24 protein-coding genes, 2 pseudogenes and 1 other annotated feature are annotated in these 26,955 nt (G+C 53.9%); of the genes and pseudogenes, 10 read left to right on the plus strand and 16 right to left on the minus strand.

Features of this window, described 5'->3' with window-relative positions; translation table 11 throughout:
* Positions 1–13: 13 nt before the first annotated feature.
* The 4 genes and pseudogenes from pheT to NWF35_RS02900 all read right to left on the minus strand — a co-directional run bounded on the left by pheT (position 14) and on the right by NWF35_RS02900 (position 5,330).
* Positions 14–2,437 carry a phenylalanine--tRNA ligase subunit beta gene (gene pheT / locus NWF35_RS02885; RefSeq protein ID WP_301237587.1) on the minus strand — a complete coding sequence of 808 codons (2,424 nt, stop codon included), beginning with the start codon at positions 2,435–2,437 and terminating at the stop codon, positions 14–16.
* A 15-nt stretch (positions 2,438–2,452) separates the two neighbouring features.
* Positions 2,453–3,487, minus strand: a complete 1,035-nt coding sequence (gene pheS / locus NWF35_RS02890) for a phenylalanine--tRNA ligase subunit alpha (RefSeq protein ID WP_301237588.1) — start codon at positions 3,485–3,487, stop codon at positions 2,453–2,455.
* A gap of 48 nt (positions 3,488–3,535) precedes the next feature.
* Positions 3,536–3,805 (minus strand) — a binding site (T-box leader).
* 52 nt (positions 3,806–3,857) lie between these two features.
* Positions 3,858–4,664 (minus strand): TrmH family RNA methyltransferase, encoded by an 807-nt coding sequence (locus tag NWF35_RS02895; protein ID WP_301237589.1) that lies wholly within the window; start codon positions 4,662–4,664, stop codon positions 3,858–3,860.
* Between the two features lies 1 nt (position 4,665).
* Positions 4,666–5,330 (minus strand): annotated as a pseudogene (locus tag NWF35_RS02900) (potassium channel family protein).
* Between the two features lie 83 nt (positions 5,331–5,413).
* On the opposite strand from NWF35_RS02900, the gene sspI reads away from it, so the two are divergent.
* Positions 5,414–5,647 carry a small acid-soluble spore protein SspI gene (sspI, locus tag NWF35_RS02905; protein WP_301237590.1) on the plus strand — a complete coding sequence of 78 codons (234 nt, stop codon included), beginning with the start codon at positions 5,414–5,416 and terminating at the stop codon, positions 5,645–5,647.
* A 79-nt stretch (positions 5,648–5,726) separates the two neighbouring features.
* On the opposite strand, the gene NWF35_RS02910 is transcribed toward sspI, so the two are convergent.
* The 4 genes and pseudogenes from NWF35_RS02910 to NWF35_RS02925 form a co-directional block, all read right to left on the minus strand.
* Positions 5,727–6,785: a M42 family metallopeptidase gene (locus NWF35_RS02910; RefSeq protein ID WP_301237682.1), complete on the minus strand. Its 1,059-nt coding sequence runs from the start codon at positions 6,783–6,785 to the stop codon at positions 5,727–5,729.
* Between the two features lie 332 nt (positions 6,786–7,117).
* A pseudogene (locus NWF35_RS02915) lies at positions 7,118–7,323 on the minus strand (CDGSH iron-sulfur domain-containing protein).
* A complete protein-coding gene (locus tag NWF35_RS16750; RefSeq protein ID WP_363321535.1) occupies positions 7,308–7,853 on the minus strand; it encodes an Hsp20/alpha crystallin family protein in 546 nt (181 codons plus the stop codon). The pseudogene NWF35_RS02915 and the gene NWF35_RS16750 overlap by 16 nt, the downstream one beginning before the upstream one ends.
* 66 nt (positions 7,854–7,919) lie before the next feature.
* On the minus strand, positions 7,920–8,069 hold the full coding sequence (locus NWF35_RS02925; protein WP_301237592.1) for a hypothetical protein: 150 nt from the start codon (positions 8,067–8,069) through the stop codon (positions 7,920–7,922).
* 504 nt (positions 8,070–8,573) lie between these two features.
* On the opposite strand from NWF35_RS02925, the gene thiD reads away from it, so the two are divergent.
* From thiD to NWF35_RS02940, 3 genes are all read left to right on the plus strand, one after another.
* Positions 8,574–9,371, plus strand: coding sequence for a bifunctional hydroxymethylpyrimidine kinase/phosphomethylpyrimidine kinase (gene thiD, locus NWF35_RS02930; protein WP_301237593.1), 798 nt, complete (start codon positions 8,574–8,576; stop codon positions 9,369–9,371).
* Between the two features lie 16 nt (positions 9,372–9,387).
* Positions 9,388–10,041, plus strand: a complete 654-nt coding sequence (thiE, locus tag NWF35_RS02935) for a thiamine phosphate synthase (RefSeq protein WP_301237594.1) — start codon at positions 9,388–9,390, stop codon at positions 10,039–10,041.
* A gap of 129 nt (positions 10,042–10,170) precedes the next feature.
* Positions 10,171–11,208, plus strand: coding sequence for an aldo/keto reductase (locus NWF35_RS02940; protein ID WP_301237595.1), 1,038 nt, complete (start codon positions 10,171–10,173; stop codon positions 11,206–11,208).
* Between the two features lie 58 nt (positions 11,209–11,266).
* Here NWF35_RS02940 and NWF35_RS02945 read toward each other — a convergent pair whose 3' ends face one another.
* Positions 11,267–11,407 carry a hypothetical protein gene (locus tag NWF35_RS02945; protein WP_301237596.1) on the minus strand — a complete coding sequence of 47 codons (141 nt, stop codon included), beginning with the start codon at positions 11,405–11,407 and terminating at the stop codon, positions 11,267–11,269.
* A gap of 204 nt (positions 11,408–11,611) precedes the next feature.
* Between NWF35_RS02945 and NWF35_RS02950 the strand changes: the two genes are divergently transcribed.
* Positions 11,612–12,031 (plus strand): hypothetical protein, encoded by a 420-nt coding sequence (locus NWF35_RS02950; protein WP_301237597.1) that lies wholly within the window; start codon positions 11,612–11,614, stop codon positions 12,029–12,031.
* Positions 12,032–12,761: 730 nt separating this feature from the next.
* Here the strand turns inward: NWF35_RS02950 and leuB are convergent.
* The 6 genes from leuB to ilvD form a co-directional block, all read right to left on the minus strand.
* The gene (gene leuB / locus NWF35_RS02955) at positions 12,762–13,880 is read right to left on the minus strand and encodes a 3-isopropylmalate dehydrogenase (protein WP_301237598.1); all 1,119 of its coding nucleotides are present in this window, start codon (positions 13,878–13,880) and stop codon (positions 12,762–12,764) included.
* 24 nt (positions 13,881–13,904) lie between these two features.
* Positions 13,905–15,458, minus strand: a complete 1,554-nt coding sequence (locus tag NWF35_RS02960; protein WP_301237599.1) for a 2-isopropylmalate synthase — start codon at positions 15,456–15,458, stop codon at positions 13,905–13,907.
* Positions 15,459–15,477: 19 nt separating this feature from the next.
* Positions 15,478–16,491, minus strand: a complete 1,014-nt coding sequence (ilvC, locus tag NWF35_RS02965) for a ketol-acid reductoisomerase (protein ID WP_301237600.1) — start codon at positions 16,489–16,491, stop codon at positions 15,478–15,480.
* Positions 16,492–16,549: 58 nt separating this feature from the next.
* Entirely contained in the window at positions 16,550–17,056 is a 507-nt protein-coding gene (ilvN, locus tag NWF35_RS02970; RefSeq protein WP_301237601.1) for an acetolactate synthase small subunit, read from the minus strand.
* Between the two features lie 2 nt (positions 17,057–17,058).
* Positions 17,059–18,768 carry a biosynthetic-type acetolactate synthase large subunit gene (gene ilvB / locus NWF35_RS02975; protein WP_301237683.1) on the minus strand — a complete coding sequence of 570 codons (1,710 nt, stop codon included), beginning with the start codon at positions 18,766–18,768 and terminating at the stop codon, positions 17,059–17,061.
* A 740-nt stretch (positions 18,769–19,508) separates the two neighbouring features.
* Positions 19,509–21,179, minus strand: coding sequence for a dihydroxy-acid dehydratase (gene ilvD / locus NWF35_RS02980; protein WP_301237602.1), 1,671 nt, complete (start codon positions 21,177–21,179; stop codon positions 19,509–19,511).
* Positions 21,180–21,343: 164 nt separating this feature from the next.
* Between ilvD and NWF35_RS02985 the strand changes: the two genes are divergently transcribed.
* Both NWF35_RS02985 and NWF35_RS02990 read left to right on the plus strand, forming a co-directional pair.
* A complete protein-coding gene (locus tag NWF35_RS02985) occupies positions 21,344–21,616 on the plus strand; it encodes an autorepressor SdpR family transcription factor (RefSeq protein ID WP_301237684.1) in 273 nt (90 codons plus the stop codon).
* 5 nt (positions 21,617–21,621) lie between these two features.
* On the plus strand, positions 21,622–22,281 hold the full coding sequence (locus tag NWF35_RS02990) for an SdpI family protein (protein ID WP_301237603.1): 660 nt from the start codon (positions 21,622–21,624) through the stop codon (positions 22,279–22,281).
* Between the two features lie 259 nt (positions 22,282–22,540).
* On the opposite strand, the gene NWF35_RS02995 is transcribed toward NWF35_RS02990, so the two are convergent.
* The gene (locus NWF35_RS02995; protein ID WP_301237604.1) at positions 22,541–23,371 is read right to left on the minus strand and encodes an aldo/keto reductase; all 831 of its coding nucleotides are present in this window, start codon (positions 23,369–23,371) and stop codon (positions 22,541–22,543) included.
* A 239-nt stretch (positions 23,372–23,610) separates the two neighbouring features.
* Between NWF35_RS02995 and NWF35_RS03000 the strand changes: the two genes are divergently transcribed.
* The 3 genes from NWF35_RS03000 to NWF35_RS03010 all read left to right on the plus strand — a co-directional run bounded on the left by NWF35_RS03000 (position 23,611) and on the right by NWF35_RS03010 (position 26,949).
* Positions 23,611–24,027 carry a MarR family winged helix-turn-helix transcriptional regulator gene (locus tag NWF35_RS03000; protein WP_301237605.1) on the plus strand — a complete coding sequence of 139 codons (417 nt, stop codon included), beginning with the start codon at positions 23,611–23,613 and terminating at the stop codon, positions 24,025–24,027.
* Positions 24,028–24,100: 73 nt separating this feature from the next.
* Positions 24,101–25,729, plus strand: coding sequence for an MDR family MFS transporter (locus NWF35_RS03005; protein WP_301237606.1), 1,629 nt, complete (start codon positions 24,101–24,103; stop codon positions 25,727–25,729).
* 131 nt (positions 25,730–25,860) lie between these two features.
* Positions 25,861–26,949, plus strand: coding sequence for a thermonuclease family protein (locus tag NWF35_RS03010; RefSeq protein ID WP_301237607.1), 1,089 nt, complete (start codon positions 25,861–25,863; stop codon positions 26,947–26,949).
* Positions 26,950–26,955 lie beyond the last annotated feature (6 nt).

A 26,955-nucleotide genomic window follows, 5' to 3' on the forward strand; every position in this document is an offset into this window, starting at 1 on the left:
AGCGGACACAGCTTTACTGGCGCAACTGCGCACCGCATGTCGCTGCGAGATGGTCGATCACCGCTTGATGTACCCGGTTGACCTCTTCGTCGGTCAGCGTACGATCCTTGGCCCGGTACACCAATGAATAGGCTACGCTTTTCTTTCCTTCCCCAATCTGCTCTCCTGTAAACACGTCAAACAACGTCACGGATTCCAGCCATTCGCCCGCCGCCTTTTTGATCTCTTTCTCCACTTTGCCAACCAAAAGATCCTGATCCACAACCAACGCCAAATCGCGGGTTACCGCGGGATGACGGCTGGGCGGTTCGAAATGGACATCCGTTTGTGCCACAGCAAAGATCGCTTCCAGATCCAACTGACACACCATTGTGGGGCCGAGATCGTATTGTTGGGCCACTTGCGGATGCAGTTGTCCCAAAATGCCGATGACCCGACCGTCTACCACGATCTCCGCGGTACGTCCGGGATGGAAACCGACCGGTTGCACCGCACGGTATTCGACGTTGTGGATGCCCAAACGGGTAAACAGGGCTTCCAGCACGCCCTTGGACGCGTAAAAGTCACTGGACGACGAGGGCTGACGCCAGTTGGTCGGCACCGATTTTCCGGCAAGCAGTCCAGCCAATTCCCATCGCTCTTCCGGCAAATCGGTCAACTTCTTCTCATGGGTATGGAAAGTTTTCCCGATTTCAAAGATGGCGACGCGTTCTTGTTGCCGTTTCAGGTTGTATGAAGCCGTTTCGATCAGATGCGGCAACAGGCTGGTCCGCAAAACGCTCCGCTCTTCGCTCATCGGCATGGCTACCCGGATCGGTTGTCCTGCCTGGTTGATCGAGGCAATCTCACTTCCTAATTCGGGGGAAGTCAAGCTGTAGGTGATCACTTCATGCATACCCAGCGTCCGCAGGGTGTTCCGAATGACGCGGACAAGCAGTTGTTCGCGGGTCAACCCACCAGGAGATTGCTGTCCCCACGGCAATGTGGGCGGAATGTTATCGTAACCGTATAGTCGAGCCACTTCTTCGATCAAATCGACTTCAATGGCGATATCCGGTCGACGCGTCGGCACCTGTACATGGTAGACCCCATCTTTCACCTCTACAGGAAAACGCAGCCGACGGAAGATATCCAGCACTTGCTTTTCTTTCAATTTCACGCCCAACACGTGCGTCAATCGTTCATGACGGAGGCTCACAGTCAGCTCGTCGATATCTCCAACGCGCTCTGTGGTCACCCTGGATACAACCCGCCCGCCAGCGTACAGGGTGAGCAATTCCACCGCACGTTGCAGAGCCGGGATGATGCGCTCCGGATCGACCGCTTTTTCGAAGCGGTTGCTCGCTTCCGAGCGCAGCCCCAACTTGCGCGAGGTCCGACGAATGATAGGCGGGGAGAAAAAGGCTGCCTCCAACAACACCCGTGTCGTTTTCTCGGACACTTCGGAGTTGGCGCCGCCCATCACCCCCGCAATACCGATCGGTTTGCTACCGTCGGTGATGAGCAACGTTTCCTCGTCGCACGCCCGGGTGACACCGTCCAACGTTTCAATCGTCTCGCCGTTACGTGCCCGACGTACGACGATGCGCCCGCCGTTGGACAGTTTGTCCAGGTCAAATGCGTGCAGGGGTTGACCACACTCAATCATCACATAGTTGGTGATGTCCACGATGTTGTTGACCGGACGAATCCCGGCAGAAATCAGCCGGTTTTGCATCCATTGCGGAGACGGGCCCACTTTCAGGTTGTCGACCACCTGCGCGGCGTAGAGGGGACAATCTTCTTCCGATTCCACCATGATGTCCACGCGAATTTCATCCCCCGTCGGTTCCAGCGCTTCCGGTTCCGGCAAACGCACTTCGCGATCCAACACGGCAGCTACTTCATAAGCCACGCCGATCATGCTGAGACAGTCGGAACGGTTGGGCGTCAGATCCAGCTCCAACACCTGATCGTGCATGCCCAACACGGTGCGCACGTCAGTACCGATTTCCACCTCGTCGGGCAAAACCATAATGCCTTCCCGTTGATGTTTGGACAACACTTTGTCCGGGAAACCCAACTCCTTGGCGGAGCAAATCATTCCCTGCGACTCGACGCCCCGGAGTTTGGTCCGCTTGATGGTGACCCCGCCCGGCAGGGATGCCCCTTCCAATGCGACGGGAACCAGTTGACCCTCAGCTACGTTGGCCGCGCCACAAACGATGTTCAACGGTTCATCCTTGCCGACATCCACAAGGCATACTTTCAATCGATCCGCCTGCGGATGGGGCTCAGTCGACAACACTTTCCCCACGACCACATTTCGAATCCCCGTATCTCGCGTGTAAATCACGTCCACGGCCACACCGCTCTGCGTCAAAGCGTGGGCAACATCTTCCGGTGTCAGTCCTTCCAGGTCCACATATTCGTTCAGCCATTCGTATGATACCAGCATGCCACGTCTCCTCCCTCAAACCGATTGGAATTGCCGCAAGACGCGCAGGTCATTGGTGTAGAAATAACGGATATCATCGATCCCGTATTTGAGCATCGCGATGCGCTCCACTCCCATTCCAAACGCAAAACCGGTATAGCGCTCAGCATTATAACCCGATTTTTCCAACACGTTGGGGTGAACCATCCCCGCCCCCAAAATTTCGATCCATCCGGTTTCTTTGCAAATGCGACATCCCTCGCCACCGCACGCCATGCAAGACATGTCCATCTCCATGCTCGGTTCGGTAAACGGGAAATAACTGGGACGGAACCGGAATTCATAATCCTCGCCGAACATCCGTTTCGCAAACGCCAGCAGCGTCCCTTTTAACTCGCTCATGGATACGCCGCGATCGACGACCAATCCCTCGATTTGTGTAAATTGGTGCGAATGAGTGGCGTCGTCGTCATCCCGCCGATACACTTTTCCCGGACAAATCATGCGCACCGGTACTTTGCCCTCTTTGGCCTGCAACGTACGCACCTGCACCGGTGAGGTTTGCGTACGGAGCAGAATCTCCCGCGTGATGTAAAAAGAATCCTGCATATCTCGGGCCGGATGATCTTTGGGCATGTTGAGCGCTTCGAAATTGTACCAGTCCTTTTCCACTTCCGGTCCTTCGGCTACCTCAAACCCCATGCCGATAAAGATGTTTTCCACCTGCTGGATCACTGCGGTCAACGGATGAAGCGAGCCCAATGGACGGGGCACGCCCGGAAGGGTGACGTCGATTGTTTCCTCTTTCAGTCGCGCTTCCATGGCCGCCGCTTCCAGCGCAGACTCTTTTTCGTCCAATATCCGCTCCAACGTCTGGCGAATATCATTGGCCAGCTTCCCGATTACGGGACGCTCTTCTGCAGACAGCTCGCCCATTCCGCGCAGAACGGCAGTCAGCTCCCCTTTTTTGCCCAAGTATTTGACACGCAATTGCTTTAACGTTTCCAAATCCTTCGCGCCTTGAATCGCTTGTTCCGCCTCCGCTTTCAAGGCCTCCAACCGCTCACGCATCATGGACACTCCCTTCTTCTGTCTATGTAATAAAAAAATCTCTGCGCCCAAAGGGACGAGAGATTCGCGGTACCACCCTTTTTGGACAACGAAACCTGAAGACGTGTCTGATCAGGCCGATGAATCACCGGATACGCCCTGAGCTTCGTCATCCCGCTTTTCGTGCGATAACGAGCACCGCCGGTACCCCCTACTGCCATGTTCAGGGGACAGCTCCGGAGCGAACTTCGGCGAGCCGCTTCCTGGAGGTGCTTTCAGTCACGGCACCTCCTCCCTGACAAGGGCGCACTGCCTACTCCTCTCCTTCACAGCCGATAAAATTATTATGAAGAAAATTTCTTCTTCAGTATAACGAAAACCATGACTCGTTTCAACAGTCGAGTGATCCTCCGCGTTGTTGGCGCAGGTACTCATACAACAGCAACGATGCAGTGATGGAAACATTGAGCGATTCGGCTCCTCCCGGCATCGGGATGGAGACTTCGCGGTCAACCCACCGCATCAACGTGGGATCCACACCCCTTCCTTCGTTGCCCAGTAAAAAGGCGGTACGACCCGGATACGATACATCAAAGTGTACGTGTTCCCCCCGGGGGTGGGTTCCCACCACCCAGTAACCGGCAGATCGGAGTCGCTGAAGTTCCTCATGCAAATCGATCATACGGATGGGCACGTGGAACAGCGCCCCCATCGCGGCCCGAACCACTTTCGGGTTGTAGGGATCGACGGTTCCTTTCCCCAACCATACGCCGGCCGCACCTACCGCCCGGGCAGTCCGCAACATGGTTCCCACATTGCCGGGGTCCTGCACGGCATCCAACAGCAACAGCACGCCGTCGGCGGGAATGGCCTGATCCACCTCACCTTTGGGGATTTCCACTTCAGCAGCGATTCCCTGCGGCGTCTCCGTATCCGCCAAAGTTCGATACAACCGGGATGGAAGGCAGTACACCGGCACGTTTTTGATCCGTTTTTCCCACCACGGTCGATGTTCAGCTTCCCGATCCTGATCGACGATCAATGCCCGCACTCGCCATCCCGCTTTGACAGATTCTTCCAGCAAGTGTTTTCCTTCGATCCACAAAGCTCCCAGTGACTGGCGACCTTTGCGCGACTGAAGTTTCCTCCAGCGTTTGATTTGGTCATTATGCTGCGACGTGAGAACGATCGATTTCAAATTACGCATTCTCCTCCAATTGTTTCAGATTGTCATTGCTGCCGATCACTACGAGCACATCTCCTTTTTGAATGACATCCCCTGCCGCCGGTGCGATATTGATATTGCCGTCTCGCGATTTGATCGCCATCACGTTACACCCGTAGCGGGCCCGAATGTCCAACTCCTGCAGTGATTTACCGGCAAAAAAGTCTCCAGCGCTGATTTCCACAATACTGTACCCGTCCGCCAATTCGATGTAATCCAAGATGTTGGGCGAAATCAAATGGTGCACCACCCGGACGCCCATATCGCGTTCCGGATAGACCACCTTGTCTGCGCCGATTTTATACAACACCTTTCCATGCAGATCATTGCGCGCTTTAACGACGATCTTTTTCACTCCCAGCTCTTTCAAAATCAACGTGGTCATGATACTGGCCTGAATATCTTCACCAATGGATACCACTACCACGTCAAAATTGCGGATACCCAATGCCTTCAGTGCATTCTCATCGGTGGAATCGGCCTCGACCGCATGCGTGACGACTTGGGCAATTGCACCCGCTGGGGATCCTGATCGATCGCCAACACCTCATATCCCATTTCGTTCAAGGTATTGGCTACACTGCCGCCGAAGCGTCCCAATCCGATTACGACAAACTGCTTCTCACCCCTATTCACCACCTGTATGTAATTGTTTGATGCAGCATCCAGGGATAACTCGATGAATGACGGCTCACAATAGAAACAAAAGGAGGTTGTTGTCAGTGAACATCGATATCCGTGGAGCTGTCATCCACAATATTCAAGACATGAACCCGCAAGAGTTGAAGGATATGGTGTTTGATTCGATCCAGCGAAGGGAAGAAAAACTCTTGCCCGGTCTGGGCGTCGTTTTTGAAGTGATTTGGAAAAACAGCCAACCGGACGAACAAGAACACATGATTCAAACTCTTCACAGCTCCCTGCCCAATGAAAAGGCGATTCCGCCCCAGCCATAAATCTGTTCCCGTTATCCGGCCTTGCGAAGGGAAGGAGCCGTTTTCCCCCGCGGGCCGGCTCCCGTTCTATCCAATTATTTTATCCTTGACTCAAACGATTTACCGTCGTACGGTCCAATTTCCGAATCACTTCGACCAGCAACTGAACCAGGTTCTCCAAGTCATCCCGGTGGATAATGGAAGCATGACTGTGAATATACCGGGCGGGAATACCCAAGGTCAACGCCGGAACCCCTCGGCCGTGGAGGTGAATATGACTGGCATCCGTCGCTCCCCGCGGAAGTGTATCCGGCTGAAGCGGGATTCCCTGTTCCTCTGCCGTCTTTTGTACCAGTGCCAACAATCCCCGGTGAGCGAGATGTCCTCCGTCGGCCAACACCACGGTCGGACCTTCTCCCAACCGGGATGCGGCTTCGTCTTTGCCGACACCCGGTGTGTCCCCCGCAATGCCGACATCCACTGCAAACGCCACATCCGGCTGGACGGCCGCGGATGCTGTAAACGCTCCCCTCCGGCCCACCTCCTCCATTACGGTACCCACTGACGCCACGGCGTTTGGATGATCAGTATGTCGCAACCGGCGCAACACTTCAACAGCTACCGCACATCCGACCCGGTTGTCCATCGCTTTGGCCATCCACAGTTTTTCGTTCTTCAGAACCGTAAACGGAGAATGCGGGATCACCGGATCTCCCGGCCGGATGCCGAACGACTCCGCTTCCTCTTGGCTGGAGGCGCCCACATCAATAAACAGATCCTCTGTTTTGACCGGCTTGTTCCGTTGTTCCGGCGGCATCAGATGCGGTGGCTTGGAACCGATCACGCCGATGACGATTCCCTGTTTCGTATGTACCTCCACACGCTGGGCCGGTAATACCTGACTCCACCAACCGCCCAACGGCTGGAATCGCAGATATCCGTCTTTCGTCACTCGCGTCACCATGAAGCCGACCTCATCCAGATGTCCCGCCACCATGACGCGCGGTTCATCCGCCGTTCCCTTTTTCCAGGCGATCAAACCACCCAGCCGGTCGGTCGTCACTTCGTCAGCCACGGGCGTTGTCCAACGCCGCATCACTTCACGAACGTTTCCCTCATGTCCGGGTGGACCACCCGCGTTTGTCATCTCCGCCAACATCGAACGCAGCTCATCCGTCACCCTTGCTCCCCCCTTGTCTCCCGTTTGTGATGAGGGCGAATCGGATTCGTCCAGGTACACCCTCATCACCATCGTTGTGAGTCCTATCTTACCACACCGCAAGCGGAAAAGGAAAAACGGAGTAGTTTCTTTCCGCTTAACAGAAAAAAGCGAAGAAGCAACTTCTTCGCCGAATCTGCTGACAAAGTGGTCAAACCAATCGCGCATAGGGAAGTGATTCCGAACGTCCTGTCGAGCGACTCAAGCTATTACTTCGGGCTTCAGACGGGAAATCGGATACACGAAATGGATCACACGGAGCTCCCTTGCTGTCATTCTGCCTGTTTCGCCCGGGCACAATCATCAAAATTCCCGGCGTGGTTCCCATCGCAAAACAGCTTGTTTTGGGACAATCCGCACCGGCAAAGCGCAAACACCTTTTTCGTCTCAAACCGGTTTCCCAAAGCGTCGATTAATTCCACCGGACCGGACACGACCAATGGTCCTTATCGTTCACCTTGATTACCACATCTGCCATGGACTAGTCCTCTTCCATCTATTATTATCGTTATTTTTCGATTTTTTCACTTGTTTTCCTGCTGGGGATCGATCCCTGTCCGAGGGGGTCACACGATGGGGGGATGACTGATGAGAAGGAGCATCTGGTACACGTTTGGGGACAAACACTGTCAGCATTTGATCCTGCCACTCGGTCTGAATTCGCGATTCATCGACAGGGAATGGGATGTGAAAACTTTGGGTGAACATGCGTTGTCCATCAATTCGCCGCTGGTTCTCCGGGTCCGCATCCTGCACGAGATGGGAATTGATGCGGATCACCAAAAACGGCCCCTCCATCCGCACAGCGATCACATCATCCTTCCCGACGACATCAATCCGGGTCTGGATCACCATGCCGCGATCAGTCGGAGTGACCCGGCTCACCACCCGTCCGCACCCTGGAAAATCTTCAATTAATTTCTCCATCTCCCGAATCATCTCTCTCCTGTCGCGCCAAACAAACGAAGATAAACGATGAAACGACAAAGGCTCAAAAGGCATCATCATCGCCCCTTCTCACGCAAATATTCGAATAAAAAAACCTCCGTTGCCGGAGGCTCATGTGTAGATTGTTTAAAAACCGCCAAAGAACGGCGTGAACCCGAAGCCTCCAAACAACGAAAAGAATAAAACGCCGAGTATGATCAGGATCACAATCACCACGATTATCCATTTCAAACCGAACAACCCGAAAAAGCTACTGGTATTTGCCCCTTGAATCACACCGTTTCCTCCTTCTCCTCAAATCGAACTCTCTTACAACATATGTCCGCTCATTCCCGTTCGTATAGACAGATGACTGACAACTGTCGAATCTTAATCGGGTGGGCTCCGTTGACACCCGCTTTCCGGTATGCCTAAGATGAGATGGAGCCGTTCACGATAACAGAAACACCCAGATACGGGGTATGAAGCGGGGGCGGGGAACACTGCGGTCTTAATATGGGTATACGCCTGCTGGGTTTTTAGATAGGTTATGCCTGGTAATTCCGTAAGGGGAGCCATGTTTTCCCGGGTGAACTTATGCACGACCGAGCATCGATTCGGAAATCGCAGGAACCCCATCGCGGGCAATTTCCTCTAAGCCAGGCGTACTTTGCCCACGTTCTGAGCTTGAAGGTTCGGAGCGGCCATGATCAGCTTCCTTGCAGGTCGCAGGTGGAGCGAGCCAAGAAAAAATGCATGCGATATTGACCAGACATGGACCTTAGTGAGAGGAGGACGAATATGACCATCGCTCGGGCACTTACCATCGCCGGTTCGGACAGTGGAGGAGGCGCCGGCATCCAAGCAGATTTGAAAACCTTTCAGGAATTGCGCGTGTTCGGAATGAGCGCGATCACTGCGGTCACTGCGCAAAACACATTGGGCGTGACAGGTATTTACGAACTGCCTCCGGAAGCAGTCGCCCAACAAATCGACGCCGTGGCCACGGATCTGGGAGTTGATGCGGCCAAAACCGGAATGATCGCCAATATTGAAATTATGGAAGTGATTGCGGAAAAGGTCAGAGAACATCGCATCCACCAATTGGTGATCGATCCGGTGATGATCGCCAAAAGTGGACATGCACTGTTGAGAGAGGACGCACGTGATGCGCTGAAACGCCTGTTGATTCCCCTGGCAACCGTGATCACACCCAATCTTCCGGAAGCGGAAGTGTTGACGGGCATGTCCCTGAACACCATGGAACAACGCAAGGAAGCGGCCAAACGGTTGTTGGATTTGGGGGTACACGCCGTCGTAATCAAAGGTGGGCACACCGACGAAGAGGAATCCGTCGATCTGTTTTACGACGGGAGGGAATTCCGTACCCTGTCGGCACCTCGTTTTCATACGCGCCACACTCACGGGACTGGCTGCACATTTTCCGCGGCCATCACGGCCGGGTTGGCCAAAGGCGAGTCATTGTGGGAGGCGGTGAAAACGGCCAAAGCCTTTATTACGGAAGCGATTCGCCATCCCCTTGACCTCGGGAAAGGCCATGGCCCCACCAACCATTGGGCTTACCGGCAATCAAAATAGAAAGGTGGGTTGATGGATGTCCTTCACAGCAACTCAATTGCGCCTGTACTTTATTATGGGCAGTCAGGACTGTCCCGATCAGGATCCGATTGACGTGTTGGAACAAGCGATCGCCGGCGGTATCACGATGTTTCAGTTTCGCGAAAAAAACTCCGACCTCACATTGAGCGAAACCGTCGCCTTGGGTCGTCACCTGCGTGAGATTTGCCGTCAACACAACATCCCGTTCATTGTGAATGACCGAGCCGATTTGGCGCTCATTCTCGATGCCGACGGCGTACACGTGGGACAGGAAGACATGCCCGCCCGGGAAGTCCGGCGCCTGATCGGCCCCGACAAAATCCTCGGGGTGTCAGCTGAAAATATCGCGGAAGCGCGGCAAGCCATTGAGGACGGAGCAGACTATATCGGGGTGGGACCCATGTTTTTGACGTCTTCCAAAGCAGATGCCGGGTTCCCTATCTATCCGGAGGCACTTCAGTCGATTCGCGAGCAACTGGAGGAACCCTTCCCCATTGTGGGCATCGGTGGAATCACCGCATCCAATGCACATAAAGTGATGGCTGCCGGAGCGGATGGCATCGCCGTGATCTCCGCCATCGCCAAAGCGGAAGACCCCAAGCAGGCAGCCGAAGCATTGGTTCAGGCGATCAACTCCACAAAAATGTAATACCTCCCGTTCGTTTCCGTCGCGGCAAAAATGGTACAATAGGTACTGATGTCGATCCTTTTGACGAAAACAGGTGAGATCACCTAATCGCCTCCGTGCGATGTTGAGATACGAGAAGGAGGTTTCCCGATGAAATACCGCAATCTACCCGGCATTGACACACCGGTATCCGAAGTGGGCTTTGGCGTTTGGTCCGTCGCCACCCCTTGGTGGGGGGTCAAAGATGATGCGTTCGGCAAACGCTTGTTGCGCATGGCATACGAAGAGTACGGAATTACCTTCTTTGACACTGCCGACGTCTACGGTCAGGGCAAGGGGGAAACCCTCTTGGCCGAAGCACTGGAAGGGCTTCGCGACAAGATAGTGATTGCCACCAAATTTGGGTACGACATCTATGCGAAGCGGGGTGACCGACACGGCGGACACTCTGAATTGCCCCAACGGTGGGACGCCGCCTCGATCCGCAAATCCTGTGAAGAGAGCCTGCGTCGGCTGAAGACCGATGTGATCGACATTTATCAATTGCATAACGCACGGATGGAAGCCATCCAAAGTGAGGAAGTACTGGAGACGCTGGAACGGTTGAAGGAAGAAGGGAAGATCCGCACTTACGGCGTCGCACTGGGGCCGGACATCGGTTGGCGGGATGAAGGACTGGCCACGCTGGAAGATGAACGGTACGACATGGCCCAAATCATCAACAACCTGCTGGAGCAAGACCCCGCCCGCGACCTGATCAGGGAGGCGGAAAAACGAAACAAAGCCTTGATCGCCCGAGTTCCTCACGCGTCCGGTCTGTTGGACGGTACGTACGATCCGGAAAAGCACTTCGACAAACAGGACCATCGTTCGCACCGTCCGGTCAAGTGGATGCAAGCCGGTCTGGACGCGGTACGTCAGATGAAATTCCTGTACGAAGATACCGACCGCACCATCGGCCAAGCAGCGATCCTCTACTCGTTGGCCAGTCCGGCGATCAAGTCGGTATTGCCCAACATCACGAGCGAGGAGAACCTGCGCGAATTTGCCCAAGCACCGGAGAAAACACCGCTGTCTGAGGAAGAAATGAAGAAGATCGAAGAACTGTGGGAAGGCGGCCTGAAGGAACAACTGAAGCAACCCTTCTCCAACAGCAAAAACAAGCCGACGCCCGTGGCGGCCCGCTAAACGGCACGATAGTACAATTTACAGGCGGGGAGTGTTCCCCGCCTGTTGATTGATCAAGTTATCTTCCCCGGTCGTTTTTTCCTCTTACCGGCTCATGCTCGCCCGCTTTCAACTTTCCGACGAAATCATTTACCATATACCCCACCAACAACGCCACGCCCACTGCGGTCAGAAAAATCAGAATCCCTATGGCAGACATGGCATTCCCTCCTTCGATGCGGCCAGCATCTCTTTCTTATTTATATGTATATCTTTCGTAAAGCTCCCCATTTTTTCCTTCCGACAAAAGATTTTTCCCCGATTTTTTCCCGAGCCGTGCAACAATCGTCCAGATCTGATCGTCTAAAGGGATGAAATGAGACAGGTACGCACCATACCGCGGAAAGGATGGCGTGTGAACATCATGGATTTTCTTGATACTGTCAAAATGATCGTCAAGAAAGTGGGAGAATATCAAGATTTCGAGAAGGCCGACAACTTCCGGATCCGCATCTTGTCCGCCAAACGCAGTGATTCTCTCGTCATCCAAGCATGGAACTCTGAGAACGGCCGCAGGATCATGGTCACGCATTATAACGGGGAGCAAGTGGAAACGCAAACAACTATCACTCCGATGGGCACACCCGTTAAATTGATGGTGCGCGGCGTGGTCGTGCCATGCAAAACCACCGAACAAAGAAAACTGGCAATTCGAATTTTGAAAGAGTGGGCACCGTCCCTGCGACGATTCATCCAGCCCGCCCGTGAATGGAGAAAAGAACATAGACGAATCAAAGACGTGCGCAGACTGCCCTTTTTGGATAATATACTCCGCGTATTCTGACGATGATCCCGATCCTATCCCCCTCCGTCCACTTTGGAAAGCGGAGGGGAAATGAATAGGCTTTATTGAAAAACTTACGTACTGGCAACAGTTCGGCGAATGTTCAGACCATGCGAATGTCTTGTAGAATGGTATGAACGAATTGAAGAGAAATCCCTGAGCTTGGACGTTCAATAGCAGTAATGAAATGGGGACGCTAGCTAGCCAGGAACCCCTCGGTTTCAAGAGTAGGGGATCTCAACAGCCGAAAGTCTTGCCTTTCTACCGCTGTTGTTCCAACCACTCCTTGTCAAAGTCATCCGCCGCACACTGTGAAAACAGTCTCGCTTCCGCCAACCCAACCCAGCCGATGATATCCCGTCCAACAGCTCCACCCCATTCAACGAACCGCTCCGTTTCATACTGGATCTCCCGTAAGATGACCGTCCGTTCACCCTCTCTCCAAACGGTTGTACCGGCCTTGTCGTTTTCTCCGCTTTCGCACGGTATTCTGCCAGATGAAATGTAGTTTAAAGTATTTTCGCACTTTTCGACTTGATATCACCAAAATTCTGTCGGTCTTACGAGAGGGCTGAAACCCACCTCGTCCGACGCTCGTTTTCATCCCAACACTGAAGGGCTCGGTTTTCCCGATCGCTCTTGATAATCAAAACAAAACAACCCAGCGGAAAACCGCTGGGAGTTCATGACCTCAGAACCTAGGGTTGTTATCTTATCCGCATCATTTCCACTACATCACAACTTCCATCGGCACCTTCGGGTCCGGTTCAAAGGCGTTCATCGCTTCCACGACGAGATCGCCGAACTCTTCCGTGCCAACCGCCAACTCACCCGGTCCGGCGAGGTCGGCGGTACGATGCCCGTCGGCCAGCACCTTGCGAACCGCCTTCTCCACTGCTGTCGCCGCTTCCTCGTATCCGAAAGAATGACGCAGCATCATCGCTGCGGACAGGATCATGGCAGCGGGATTGGCCACGCCTTGGCCGGCGATGTCCGGCGCGGAACCATGGACGGGTTCGTACAGTCCCGTCGTGCCTTCACCCAGGCTGGCTGATGGCAACAAACCGATGGAACCCGTCAGCATGGCGGTTTCATCACTCAAAATATCACCGAACATGTTCTCAGTGACGATCACATCGAAGTCAGCCGGACGACGGATCAGCTGCATGGCGCAGTTGTCCACCAACACATGCTCCACCTGCACGTCCGGGTAGTCGAGAGCGACGCGGTTCACCACCGACCGCCACAGGCGGGAGCTTTCCAAAATGTTGGCCTTGTCGACGGAGGTCAGCATTTTCCGACGACCACGCGCAATCTCAAAAGCCCGTCGCACGATCCGTTCCACTTCGCGCTCGTGGTATACCAACGTATCCGTTGCCTGTTCGCCGTCTTCCAACTGCTCCCGTTTCTTTTCGCCGAAATAGATGCCGCCGGTCAACTCTCGTACCACGAGCAGATCGACTCCCTTTACCACTTCCTGTTTGAGGGTGGAGGCATTCTCCAATCCCTCAAACAGAACGGCCGGCCGCAGGTTGGCGAACAGCTTCAGCGATTTCCGCAATCCCAATAACGCCTGCTCGGGGCGCAGCTCTGGCGGGTTGTTGTCCCATTTGGGACCGCCGACCGCAGCCAATAACACGGCATCCGACTGTTGACAGAGCGAGAGCGTCTCTTCGGGAAGTGGGTTTCCGACGCGGTCAACCGCCCCACCTCCCGCCATCGCGAACGTAAACTGAAAGGAATGACCGAATTGGTCTTCCACCTTTCGCAACACTTTCAGCGCTTCCTCCATGATTTCCGGCCCGATGCCGTCACCGGGAAGCACTGCGATTTTTTTCACCGTTCCCATGTGCTTCTCTCCCTCCGTTTGCCTTCATCTCAACACCGCATTCAGCGCGGCATCTTGAGTTTTCGACTGTTTCCGCGTCAGCAGGCGGTTGATCGCATCGATATACGCCCGTGCGCTCGCTTCCAGCACGTCGGTACTTACCCCCCGACCCTGTACGGTCATCTCACCTTGACGCAGCTGGACGTACCCTTCACCCAGCGCATCCGTGCCCTGCGTGTTGGAAGCCACTTTGTAATCGAGCAATTCCACTTTTTCGCCCGTCGCCCGATCGATCGCCTTGAAGATGGCGTCGATCGAGCCATTTCCGCATGCCGCTTCTTCCACTTCCTCTCCTGTCTGCCGGTTTCTCAGACGAAGCGATGCCGTCGGCAATGCATGGTTGCCGTAGGAGAGCTGGATCGATTCCAGTTCGAAAATCTCCGCGACTTCTCCCTGCTTTTCCTCTGCCAACGCGATCAAGTCCTCGTCGGTGAGCGTCTTTTTGCGGTCCGCCAATTCCTTGAAACGGACAAACAGGGCATTGATCCGTTCCTCGGACAACGAATAACCCAAAGCTTCCAACCGTTCCCGAAATGCGTGCCGACCCGAGTGTTTGCCCAGGACCAGCTTGGTCTGAGAAAAACCAACAGTCTCTGGCCGGATGATCTCGTATGTTTCTTGGTGTTTCAACATGCCGTCCTGATGGATCCCCGATTCATGGGCAAAGGCGTTGGCACCGACGATCGCCTTGTTGGCAGGTACCGGCATCCCCGTCAGTTTGCTGACCAGTCGGCTGGTCCGCGCAATTTCAACCGGTCGAATGGTAGTGGTGACTTGATAATAGGATTGTCGCGTATACAACGCCATCACCACTTCTTCCAATGCCGCGTTCCCTGCACGTTCTCCGATCCCGTTAATGGCTCCCTCCACTTGATCCACTCCGGCCTGGATGGCAGCCAAACTATTGGCCACCGCCAATCCGAGGTCATCGTGACAGTGTGCGCTCAGCTTCACCCGGTCGATCCCCGGAACCCGCTCCCGCAGTTGCACGAAGATGTTGGCATATTCATCGGGCGTCAGGTACCCCACCGTATCCGGAATGTTGAGCACATCCACACCGGATCGGATAACAACGTCCGCCACCTCGCAGAGAAAGTCGATCTCCGTGCGCCCCGCGTCTTCCGGAGAAAACTCCACGACGGGGAAATAACGTTTGGCATACCGCACTGCCTCTGCCGCCTGCTCCAACACCTGCTCCTTCGTTTTTCTCAGTTTGTATTCCCGGTGAATGGGCGAGGTGGCGAGAAAGATGTGAATGGCAGGCTGCTTTGCTTCTTTCAACGCCTCCCACGCCGCGTCGATATCCTGTTGCACCGCACGCGACAGGCTGGCCACGGAGGCATCGGTCACCACCCGCGCCACCTCGCGGACGGCCGCCTGGTCGCCGGGGGAGGAGGCGGCGAACCCCGCCTCGATCACATTTACACCCAGCCGTTCCAGCTGCAAGGCGATTTCTACCTTTTCCTCCGTGCTCAGGTTGACGCCGGGTGATTGTTCGCCATCCCTCAATGTGGTGTCAAAGATCTGAACCATTCGCATGGCCATCCCCCCTGTTTTCTCAGGACCGTACCGGTTCTTTTTTCTTACCGTCCAGCCAAGCCATCATGCGGCGCAATTCGGCTCCCACACGTTCCAGTTGATGGTTTCGCTCCTCTTCCCGCAAACGCTGGAAGTTGGGGCGCCCTTGCCGGTTTTCCTCGATCCAGTTGCGGGCGAAGGTGCCGTTTTGGATCTCCTTCAACACTTCCTTCATCGCTTGACGCGAGGCTTCTCCCACGACGCGTTTGCCGCTGGAATAGTCACCGTACTCAGCGGTGTCGCTGACCGAATACCGCATATTGGCCAATCCGCCCTCATACATCAGGTCGACGATCAATTTCAATTCATGCAAACATTCGAAATAAGCGATTTCCGGTTGGTAGCCCGCTTCCACCAACGTTTCGAAACCGGCTTTGACCAGCTCGCTCACACCACCGCACAACACGGCTTGCTCACCGAACAAGTCCGTTTCCGTCTCCTCTTTGAAGGTGGTTTCAATCACGCCGGCCCGGGTGGCACCGATGCCTTTGGCATAAGCCAATCCCAATTCCTTGGCATGACCGCTGGCGTCCTGATGCACCGCGATCAATGCCGGAACGCCGAAGCCTTCTACGTAGACGCGACGTACCAAGTGACCCGGCCCTTTGGGTGCGATCAGCACCACATCCACATTGCTTGCCGGCTGGATCTGACCAAAATGGATGTTGAATCCATGTGAGAAAAACAGGGCCGATCCCGATTTCAAATGAGGGGCCACCTGCTCCTGATACACTTTGGCCTGTACTTCATCCGGAAGCAGAAGCTGCACGACCTCCGCGCGACGTACGGCTTCGTCTACCTCAAACACTTCAAACCCGTCTTGTTCCGCCTGTTCCCAAGAGCGCCCCGGACGAAGGCCGATAATAACATGAACGCCACTGTCCCGAAGATTTTGCGCTTGTGCGTGACCTTGACTGCCGTACCCGATCACTGCTACGGTTTTCCCTTTCAACACGTCCAATTGTGCATCTTGGTCATAGTACATTTTCACCATATTGAATTCCTCCTCGTAAAATGTATGTGATGAAAGTGAATCCGCTTTGACAAACTCCTCACGCATGCAAATGTGCTTTGGTTTGGATCTGCATGCTGCGCGGCAAGGCGGTAATCCCCGTCCTGGCCAGTTCCTTGATGCCGTAAGGACGCAGAAGTTCGATGAGTGCATCCAGTTTTTCGCGGTCACCGGTTGCCTGGATCATCAAGCTGTTGGTGCCAACATCGACCACCGACGCCCGGAACGGTTCGATGATCCCCTGAATCTCCGCCCGATTGGAGGAAGTGGCCCCCACCTTCACCAGCAGCAATTCCCTGGCCACCGACTGTTGGATGCTCAAATCCTGCACCTTGATCACATCGATCAATTTGTGTAAATGTTTGGAAACTTGTTCCATCGTCCGAGCGTCTCCGTGGGTCACAATGACGATCCGCGACAGACCGGGCTCTTCGGACTCACCGACGCTGATGCTCTCGATGTTGAAATTGCGTCTCCCGAACAGGCTGGCCACCCGTGCCAGCACGCGCGGCTGGTTGTTGACCAGAATCGATATGATGTGTCTCATACTTACTCATCCCCCAGCATCATCTCATCCAGCCCTGCTCCCGGTGCCACCATCGGATAGACATTTTCCTCCGGGTCCACCTGAAAGTCGATCACAACCGGACCGGGATGATCCAGGGCCTCCCGCCACACCTGACGTGCTTCCTCCTGCGTACGTGCCCGCATACCTTTGACGCCATAGGCTTCCGCCAGCTTGACAAAATCCGGGCTGCCGGACAAGTCTACCTCACTGTAGCGGCGTTGATAAAACACTTCCTGCCATTGACGAACCATGCCCAAGCATTGGTTGTTGATGATGGCCACTTTGACAGGAATGTTGGCCAGTGCCACCACAGCCAGCTCTTGGGCAGTCATCTGGAACCCGCCGTCTCCCGTTACGGAGATCACCGTTCGGTCGGGGTACGCCAACTGCGCGCCGATCGCGGCGGGGAAACCGAAGCCCATCGTACCCAATCCGCCCGAGCTGATCAGCGAACGCGGCCGGGAAAAGCGGAAATATTGTGCCACCCACATCTGATGCTGACCCACGTCAGTGGTGACGATGGCATCCCCACCCGTTGTTTCATACAGGTGTTGGATCACCCATTGCGGTTTCAGCGTGTTGTCACTCTGCTTGTAGGTGAGTGGATACTGTTGTTTCAGCTGCTCCAATTTTTCCAACCAAGTTTCGGACTGACAAACCGGCAGATCCTGCAGGGCCACTTCCAACACCCGTTTCACATCACCGACGATCGGAATGTAGGTGTCAACGTTTTTGCCTATTTCTGCGGGGTCGATGTCGATGTGAACAATCTTGGCGCCCGTGGCGAATTTGTCGATCCTGCCCATTGTCACTCGGTCATCGAATCGGGCACCGATCCCGATCAGCAAATCGCATTCTAGCAAAGCACGGTTGGCCGCTACCGTCCCATGCATCCCCGGCATCCCCAACCACAACGGATGCGTACCTGGGAAGCCACCGAGCCCCATCAATGTGGTCGTCACCGGAATTTGCGCCCGCTCCGCGAACGCGATCAATTCTTGATCGGAACCGGAGGTGACCACCCCTCCACCAGCCAAAATCAACGGTCGTTTCGACTCGGCGATCGCTTGATGCAGTTTCTCAATTTGCAGCGGGTGTGGATTCGTCGTGGGCTGATATCCACGGATGGATACTGTCTCCGGATAGGAAAACGGCGCCTTGGCATTGGAGACATCCTTGGGAATGTCGATCAGCACCGGCCCCGGCCGTCCGGTAGAGGCGATATGAAACGCTTCTTTCACTACCCGCGGCAGATCTCTGACATCCTGTACCAGATAATTGTGCTTGGTGATCGGCATGGTAATGCCCGTGATGTCCGCTTCCTGGAACGCATCCGTGCCGATCAGTTGTTGCGGGACGTTGCCGGTGATACACACCAACGGGATCGAATCCATCTGCGCCGTGGCAATCCCCGTCACCAAGTTGGTTGCCCCCGGTCCGGACGTGGCAATTACCACTCCCGGTTTGCCCGTCGCCCGCGCGTATCCGTCCGCGGCGTGTATCGCCCCTTGTTCGTGGCGGTACAAAATATGTTTGATGCTTCCGTAATACAGAGAATCGTATATGGGAAGCACCGCCCCACCCGGATAACCGAAAATGAATTCCACATTCTCTTCAATCAGACAGCGAAGCAAAATCTCGGAACCGGTCAGCTCACGATCTGTCGACGCATGCTTCTGATCCGTCGTCATCGTTGCTGTCGTGGCCAATTCTGGAACCCCCTTTGAAAAAATGAAAACCTTTCACCCGTTGACAACAGCGAACACACCTGTCGTCTAGATTGGGGCGAAAGGTTCGCGGTACCACCCAACTTCACCGCCGCCTCGCGGCGTACGGCCTCCACCGGTGCACTCTCGGTGAGTGCACCGCGTCGATAACGGCGACAACCGGAGAACACCTACTCCGGGATGCTTCATTGCATCCCGTTTCGATGGTCGGCTCCAAGGTGAGAGGGACAACCGGCGCGTGATCCCGTCTCATCAACCCGGGACTTTCTGTGACACGGCATCCGGCTCCCGTCCTTTTCACAGCCTTTGAACTCATCAGTTTTTTCGTAAATAAAAACAAGCCTCTTCCAACAGGTGAACGACTCGATCCCCAGCTAAAAATACACACAGAGGTACCGAGTCTGGTCAGAACCTGCCGCAGAGGCTTTTATCCTCACGGTGTACACCCGCCCTCCGGCGAGTGCTGGTGTCGCTCGGTCACAGTCCCCTCGCGGGCGGAACCCTAGACACCCTCCCAACCAGAACTGCTCGTTGTCCGATTTAAGGAACCATTTTGATTATTTAGGTGTTATTATAGTCACCTCGGTTTGCGAATGTCAACCGGTTAAATCACTCTTTTTGTCTAAAAATTTTGTGAAAGCGATTCCATCAGCTTAAGGCAGGGCAGCATCTTGTTTTCAAACTTTTTGTGACAATGAATCAAATCAGATTTCCCTCAACACGGCTCCGGTGCTGGCAGAAGTGACCAACCGCGCGTAACGCCGTAAATAGCCGCCTTTCACTTTGGGCTCCGGTTCCTGCCATTTTGTAAGGCGCTCCTGAATCACTTCGTCGGGAACATCCAGATGGATGCGTCGGTTGGGCAGGTCGATCTCGATGATATCACCCGGCTCTACTACGGCGATCACACCGCCTTCCGCCGCCTCAGGCGAAATATGACCGATACTGATGCCACGCGTCGCACCGGAAAAACGTCCGTCCGTGATCAACGCCACTTCCTTACCCAATCCCATGCCTGCAATCGCCGACGTGGGCGCCAACATCTCCGGCATGCCGGGGCCGCCTTTGGGACCTTCGTAGCGGATCACGACCACATCGCCGGATTTCACCTTGCCAAGCATAATCCCAGCCAATGCTTCGTCCTGCGACTCAAACACGACGGCCGGACCGCGGAACTTTTGAATCGAGGGATCGACCGCACCCGTTTTGATCACCGCGCCGTCCGGCGCCAAGTTGCCATACAAGATGGCCAATCCGCCCGTCTGGCTGTATGCTTTTTCCAGTGGCCGGATCACTTCTTCATCCCGAATCTCGGCATCGGCGATATTTTCACCCAGCGTTTTCAAGGTGACCGTGGGTCGGTCGAGGTGGAGCAAACCGTCAATTTTGCTCAGCTCTTTCAAAATCGCCGAAATCCCTCCGGCACGATCTACATCCTCCATGTGCCATTGCCCAGCCGGGCTCACCTTGCACAGATTGGGCACCCGTTCCGACAATTCGTTCAACCGGGACAAAGGATATTCCACACCCGCTTCATGCGCGATGGCCAATGTATGCAGAACCGTGTTGGTGGAACCGCCCATCGCCATATCCAACGCAAATGCGTTGTCAAGCGATTCGAGTGTCACGATATCGCGCGGCTTCAAATCCGCTTCAATCAGCTTCATAATCTGCCGTGCCGCGCGTCGGGCCAGTTCTTTCCGCTCCGGAGTGGCTGCCAGAATGCTGCCGTTTCCCGGCAGGGCAATCCCGAGTGCTTCGGCCAAACAGTTCATCGAGTTGGCGGTAAACATCCCCGAACATGAACCGCAGCTCGGACAACCGTTATCCTCCAGCAGTTTCAACTCCTGCTCATCGATGTGCCCTGCTTTGTAGGCACCCACTCCTTCAAAGACGGAAGCCAGGTCGACGGTGCGTCCGTCCGGCAGCCGTCCCGCAGCCATCGGACCACCGCTGATGAAGATCGTCGGGATGTTGACCCTCATCGCCCCCATCATCATGCCTGGCGTAATTTTGTCACAGTTGGGGATACAGATCAGCCCGTCAAACCAGTGCGCGTTGGCCACAGTCTCCAGGGAATCCGCGATCAGCTCCCGGCTGGGCAGGGAGTAACGCATGCCGATGTGACCCATCGCGATCCCATCGTCCACACCGATCACATTAAATTCAAAGGGTACGCCGCCCGCTTCCCAAACAGCTTCCTTCACCACGCGGGCAAATTCGTCCAAATGTTTGTGCCCAGGGATGATTTCCACAAATGAGTTGCAAATCCCGATAAACGGTTTGTCGAAGTCCTCATCTTTCAGTCCCGTCGCCTTGAGCAAACTCCTGTGCGGAGCACGGTCAAATCCCTTTTTGATTTTATCGCTTCGCATCAGTTCGCCCCCTTTTTCAATAAAAGAAATATTGTTGACAATCTTAGTACAAAATCCGCAATCTGTCCACAGGGGGATTTAATTTGTTTGGAGTCGTGACAAAATACACGAATTGCCGTATCCTATATTTAGATATTTATCTAATTGTTTTAGAGGTGATTTCCCTGAACGAAACATTTAAAGCATTGGCCGATCCGACGCGCCGGCAAATTCTCCGTCTATTGCGAGAAGGAGATTTGACGGCCGGTGAGATCGCCGAACATTTCAACATGACCAAACCCAGCATCTCCCATCATCTCAATTTGCTGAAACAGGCACGATTGGTATTGAGTGAACGAAAAGGCCAATATATCGTCTATTCGCTCAACACCACCGTCGTTCAAGAAGTTTTGCGCTGGCTGATGGATATCAGCGACTCTCCCAATCGGAAGGAATGATGAGCATGATCCGAAATAATCAGCATTGGCGTTGGAACGACTGGGCAGTGTTGGCGGTTGCGATCCTACCGATTGTAATCGCATGGATATTGTATCCCGCCTTGCCGCCCAAGATGGCCGTCCATTTCGGGATCACGGGTCAACCCAACGGATACCAGTCCAAAAGCACCTTTCTGATCATCCAAGGGTTACTGTTGTTGGCCGTTCCCCTGTTAACCAAGTTTTTACCCATGGTGGACCCGAAACGGGAAAACTACGCCAAATTTCGCCGTTTTTATGTGATCTTTCGCTTGACCATCACCACGTTTCTGACCGTGATGTTCGGCTTGATACTGGCCTTCAACCTGGGATTCCGCATCCATATGCAGATGGCCGTATTGTTGATGGTTGGTCTGATCTGGATGGTGATCGGAAATTTCCTGGGTCAGGTTCGGTTCAATTATTTCTTCGGGATCAGAACCCCTTGGACACTGGCGGATGAAGAGGTATGGCGACGCACCCACCGCTTGGCGGCTCCTCTCTGGGTAATTGCAGGTGTGTTGATGCTCATCGCTGCTTTCCTGCCCGGCTGGTTGGCGGTGGGGATTTTGGTGACGGCAATCGGGCTTACGGCGGTGATTCCGGGAGTCTATTCGTTTGTCGTCTATCGTAGACGTCATCGGTAGATCTATTGGCATGTGAGAGTTTCTTCGCGGGCAATTCCTCTATGCGAGGCTAGCTTGCGCGTTCTGCATATTTGGTCCGAAGCGACCGTGCGCTGCTTGTATCTGACCAAAAAATAGGAAAAGCTACCCTAGAAAACATAGGGTAGCTTTTCAGGTTATTGACAAAGTTCACGGGCTCGAAATTCCCGTCTCTGCTTCTAGCAACCTCTAAAGTCGCTCACCGCTATTCTAAAAACGGTGGATGATTCGAATGTCCACGTCAGAAATCAAAGTTGTCCGGATCGGGACCAAAGCGGTGGTTTTTGTTCAACGCATCCAGTTTCGCCATGTCTTCCGCCGTCAGTTCAAAATCAAAGATGTCTGCATTTTCTTTGATACGATGTTCTTTCACGGATTTTGGAATGGTAACAACGCCATGCTGGAGATCCCAACGCAATACGATTTGCGCCGGCGTTTTGCCATATTTTTTTGCCAGCTCCTGAATCTCCGGAACGTTGACCACTTCCCCTTGCATGAGTGGGCTCCAAGCTTCAAGCTGAATGTTTTGCTCTTTGCAATAAGCGAGAAGTTCCATTTGCGTCAGGTAAGGGTGAAACTCCACTTGATTCACCATCGGTTTTACTTCGCAATCTTCGATCACATCTTTGAGATGGTGCACCTGGAAGTTGCTCACACCGATTGCCCGCACCCATCCTTCTTTATACAGCTTCTCGAGCGCTTTCCACGTTTCTTTGTATTTTCCTTTCACCGGCCAATGTACCAAGTACAAGTCCACATATTCCAGACCTAATTTCTTGCGGCTGGTTTCAAATGCCTTCAAGGTGGATTCGTACCCTTGATCGGCATTCCACACTTTGGTCGTGATAAACAATTCCTCGCGCGGTACACCGCATTCCTTGATCGCTCTGCCGACACCCTCTTCGTTTTGATAAACTGCCGCCGTGTCCACGCTGCGATAGCCGGTTTGGATCGCCGATTTTACCGCATTTTCCACTTCGCTTCCTTCTTTTGCTTTCCAAACGCCCAAGCCGAGCCATGGGAATTTCACGCCGTTAGCCAAAACCGTCGTATCTGCAATATGTTTCGCCATCTATGTATTCCCCCCGCCATTTGAGTTGAGCCTACCTCAAGTGGTTGATCCCCTCTGAACAATCACTAAACATAAAGAAGTTTCTTTATTATTTTACATAAAAAACAATCCAAGATCAAGGGTAGTTTGAAGAATCAGTCATCAGATCATGCAACCGACCAATCAAAGATTGCATGATTGCCTTTCTTTTTATATAATTAATAAAGTTAACATTTTATGCATCGGAAAGGAGGCGCGATGTGAGCACCCGGCAGGAACTGCTTCATGAATTGGAGATTTCCCTTCGAACCTTGATTCGCAAATTGCGAAAGGAATTGCAAGCCGTTTTGGGTGAAACCATTTCCAACGGTGATTTCTTCATCCTCAAACAGCTGCAGGAGAGGGGACCGCAAACCGTGTCGGAGCTCGCCCAGGAACTCGAGGTTTCCGCCAGCCACATTACCAATGTGACTGATCGATTGGTGAACAAAGGATGGGTGGAGCGCCAACGTTCCCGCCGCGACAAACGAGTGGTAGAACTGCGGATCACAAACGAAGGGGAAACGATCATCCGGGAGTTGGGAGAGAAAAAACGGGCTTATTTCCAGCGTCGGTTCGATTGTTTGACGACGGAAGAGATTGAAACGCTGACGCGTCTGTTTCAGAAATTGATCTGACAGACGCGCTTTATTTGATCATTATTTCACTACATAAACTTTTCTGTGGTCTAATGAAAAAGGGGGAAAATGGATGGAGCACCTGGATACGAAGCGGAAAATGACAATCATGGTGGCGATCATGGCATCCATGTTGTTTGCCGCACTCAACCAGACGATCGTCGGCAACGCGTTGCCCCGCATCGTTTCCAAACTGGGGGGCATGTCCTATTTCAACTGGGTGTTCACCATCTACATGCTGACGTCCAGCATCACAGCCATCCTGGTCGGGAAACTCTCCGACATCTACGGCCGGAAGCCGTTTCTGTTAATCGGGATCGGTCTCTTCGTGACGGGTTCCCTTTTGTGCGGCACCGCCACCAACATCTTTGAACTCATTCTGTATCGCGGGTTTCAGGGATTGGGCGGTGGAATGATCATGTCCACGGCATTCACCTCCGTCGGTGATCTGTTTCCGCCCCGCGAACGGGGACGATGGCAGGGCGCCCTGAGTGCCGCGTTTGGAGTGGCCAGCGTGCTGGGACCCACATTGGGCGGGTATATTGTGGATCATTGGGAATGGCACTGGGTCTTTTGGATCTTTCTTCCCTTCGGACTGGTGGCGTTTATGTTGATCTGGTGGCTGTTCCCCTCGGTCAGCCGCAAAGAGAAGGAACCGATCGACATGGCGGGGGCGGCTTTGCTTGTGTTGACCATCACGCCGATATTGCTGGCCTTCTCTTGGGCAGGGAGTAAATACGCCTGGTCCTCCCCCATCATCATCGGCCTGTTCAGCGGTTCGATGCTGGCACTGGTTCTGTTCATTTGGGTAGAGCAAAGAGCGAAAAATCCGGTCTTACCCTTGCATCTGTTCGGCAACCGCGTATTTACCTTATCTAACCTGGTGAATTTCACATTAGGGATCGGTATGTTCGGGGCCATCATCTACACCCCGTTCTTCATCCAGGGTGTGATCGGCACTTCTGCCACCCAATCCAGTTTCGTGACCATCCCGCTTACCTTGAGCATGGTCGTCGCGAGTATCATCGGCGGTCAAATCGTCTCACGGACGGGGAGATACAAAGGTCTCGCCCTGTTCGGCATTTTGCTCATGGCAAGCGGCATGTATCTGATGTCGTTGTTGGACACCGATGCCACAAACGGATCCGTCGTTCTATATATGATCGTGATCGGGACGGGATTGGGAATCGCTTTCCCCATTTTCACGCTGACGGTGCAAAATGCAGTAGAACACCGCCATCTCGGTGTGGCCACTTCTTCCACCCAACTGTTCCGGCAAATGGGAGGAACCGTTGGAGTAGCCGTGATGGGAACGATCCTGTCCAGCCATATGAAAGACGAAATGTCACGTTTAGCGACACAACATCCAGCACAACCAGCCCTGTCCCACGCGTTGGCGCAGAAACTGAGTGCCCTGCACAACCCGCAGATCCTGTTGAACCCGGACCGATTGGCGCAGATTCGGCACAGTCTTCCGGAAGCCATGTCGGGAATGTTTGACCATGTTATTCGGATGTTGAGGACGACACTGGCACACGCACTGGACAGCGTATTTTTAACGGGAGCAATCGTGCTGTTCACGGCACTGGTCTTCACCTTGTGGCTGAAAGAGATTCCGCTGCGCACCTCCAACCGATCTGAGGACACCCCGCAACGGGAAGGATCAGTCGGTCATGTTGCTGAGGAACAAGCAACCCCGTAACTTGGTCATCACACCTGTCCATCCGGGCAGGTATTTTTTATGAAAAAAACAAAAGGACTTTACGAAAAAATCGAAAAGTGATGATAAAAAAAGAGAGAGACGAAAGTCCCAAGACCAAAGGAGGATGTCGCGTGAATCATTATGGTTGGAAGCGGCCGATTGTCGGACTGGTCCTGGTATTGGTGGTCTTCGGGATGATGCCGATCCTGTCCCCCGTCCATCGGGCAGATGCCGCCTCTTACACATCCGTTGTATCGGACGTAGTGGATGGTGACACCATTCATTTGCAAACACCGGTATTGGGCTCCACCACTGTTCGGCTGGTGTCCATCGATACCCCTGAAACCAATTACAATGGGCAAAACCAGGGACACCACGCCTATGAAGCATCGGACTATCTCAAACAGCTCCTGCCTCCCGGCACACCGGTGACCATCGAGACTGACGTGGAGGAAAAGGACAACTACGGCCGCGTTCTGGGTCATGTATGGAAAGGCAATCTCGACGTCAACAAGGAGATCTTACGCCAAGGCCATGCTGTGACGTATTACATCTATCCCAACATGAAGTATTACGAGGAATATCGCGCCGCGATGCTCGAAGCGAAACAAGCAGGACGGGGGATTTGGAATCCAGCCGACCCGCTGACGGAACTGCCGTTTGAATTTCGCCTGCGCATCGGTGGACGCCAACCGGACAAATATGTAGGTGATTATTACACCAAAACCTACGTGGATCCAGCCGACTATCAACAGATTCCGGTCGAAAACCGCGTCTTTTTCTGGACGGAAGCCGATGCGCAATCAGCCGGATACACGCGCAACAACGGGGGAGCCACCGGCTCGGTCTTGATCAATGAGGTCCTGCCGGCACCCAACACGGCATTTTCCAAGGAATTCGTGGAATTGTACAATCCGTCCGACAGCCCGGTCAATATCGGCGGCTACATCATCGACGACATCGTCGGCGGTGGTTCGTCTCCCTACACGATCCCGTCCGGCACCACCATCCCCGCCCATGGATACTGGGTATGGGAAACCAACAACTATTTCAACAATACCGGTGATGATGTCACTTTGAAAGATTCCTCCGGAAAGGTCATCGACCAATATACCTATTCCTCCACAGCCTATGATGCGTCGTGGTACCGCTATCCTGACGGTGGAAATTGGTCCGCTACCCAAGATACCACCCCGACGAAGGGTGCGGCCAACCAGTAACCGACG

This window comes from Polycladomyces subterraneus, assembly GCF_030433435.1.
GTDB classification, from domain to species: domain Bacteria; phylum Bacillota; class Bacilli; order Thermoactinomycetales; family JIR-001; genus Polycladomyces; species Polycladomyces subterraneus.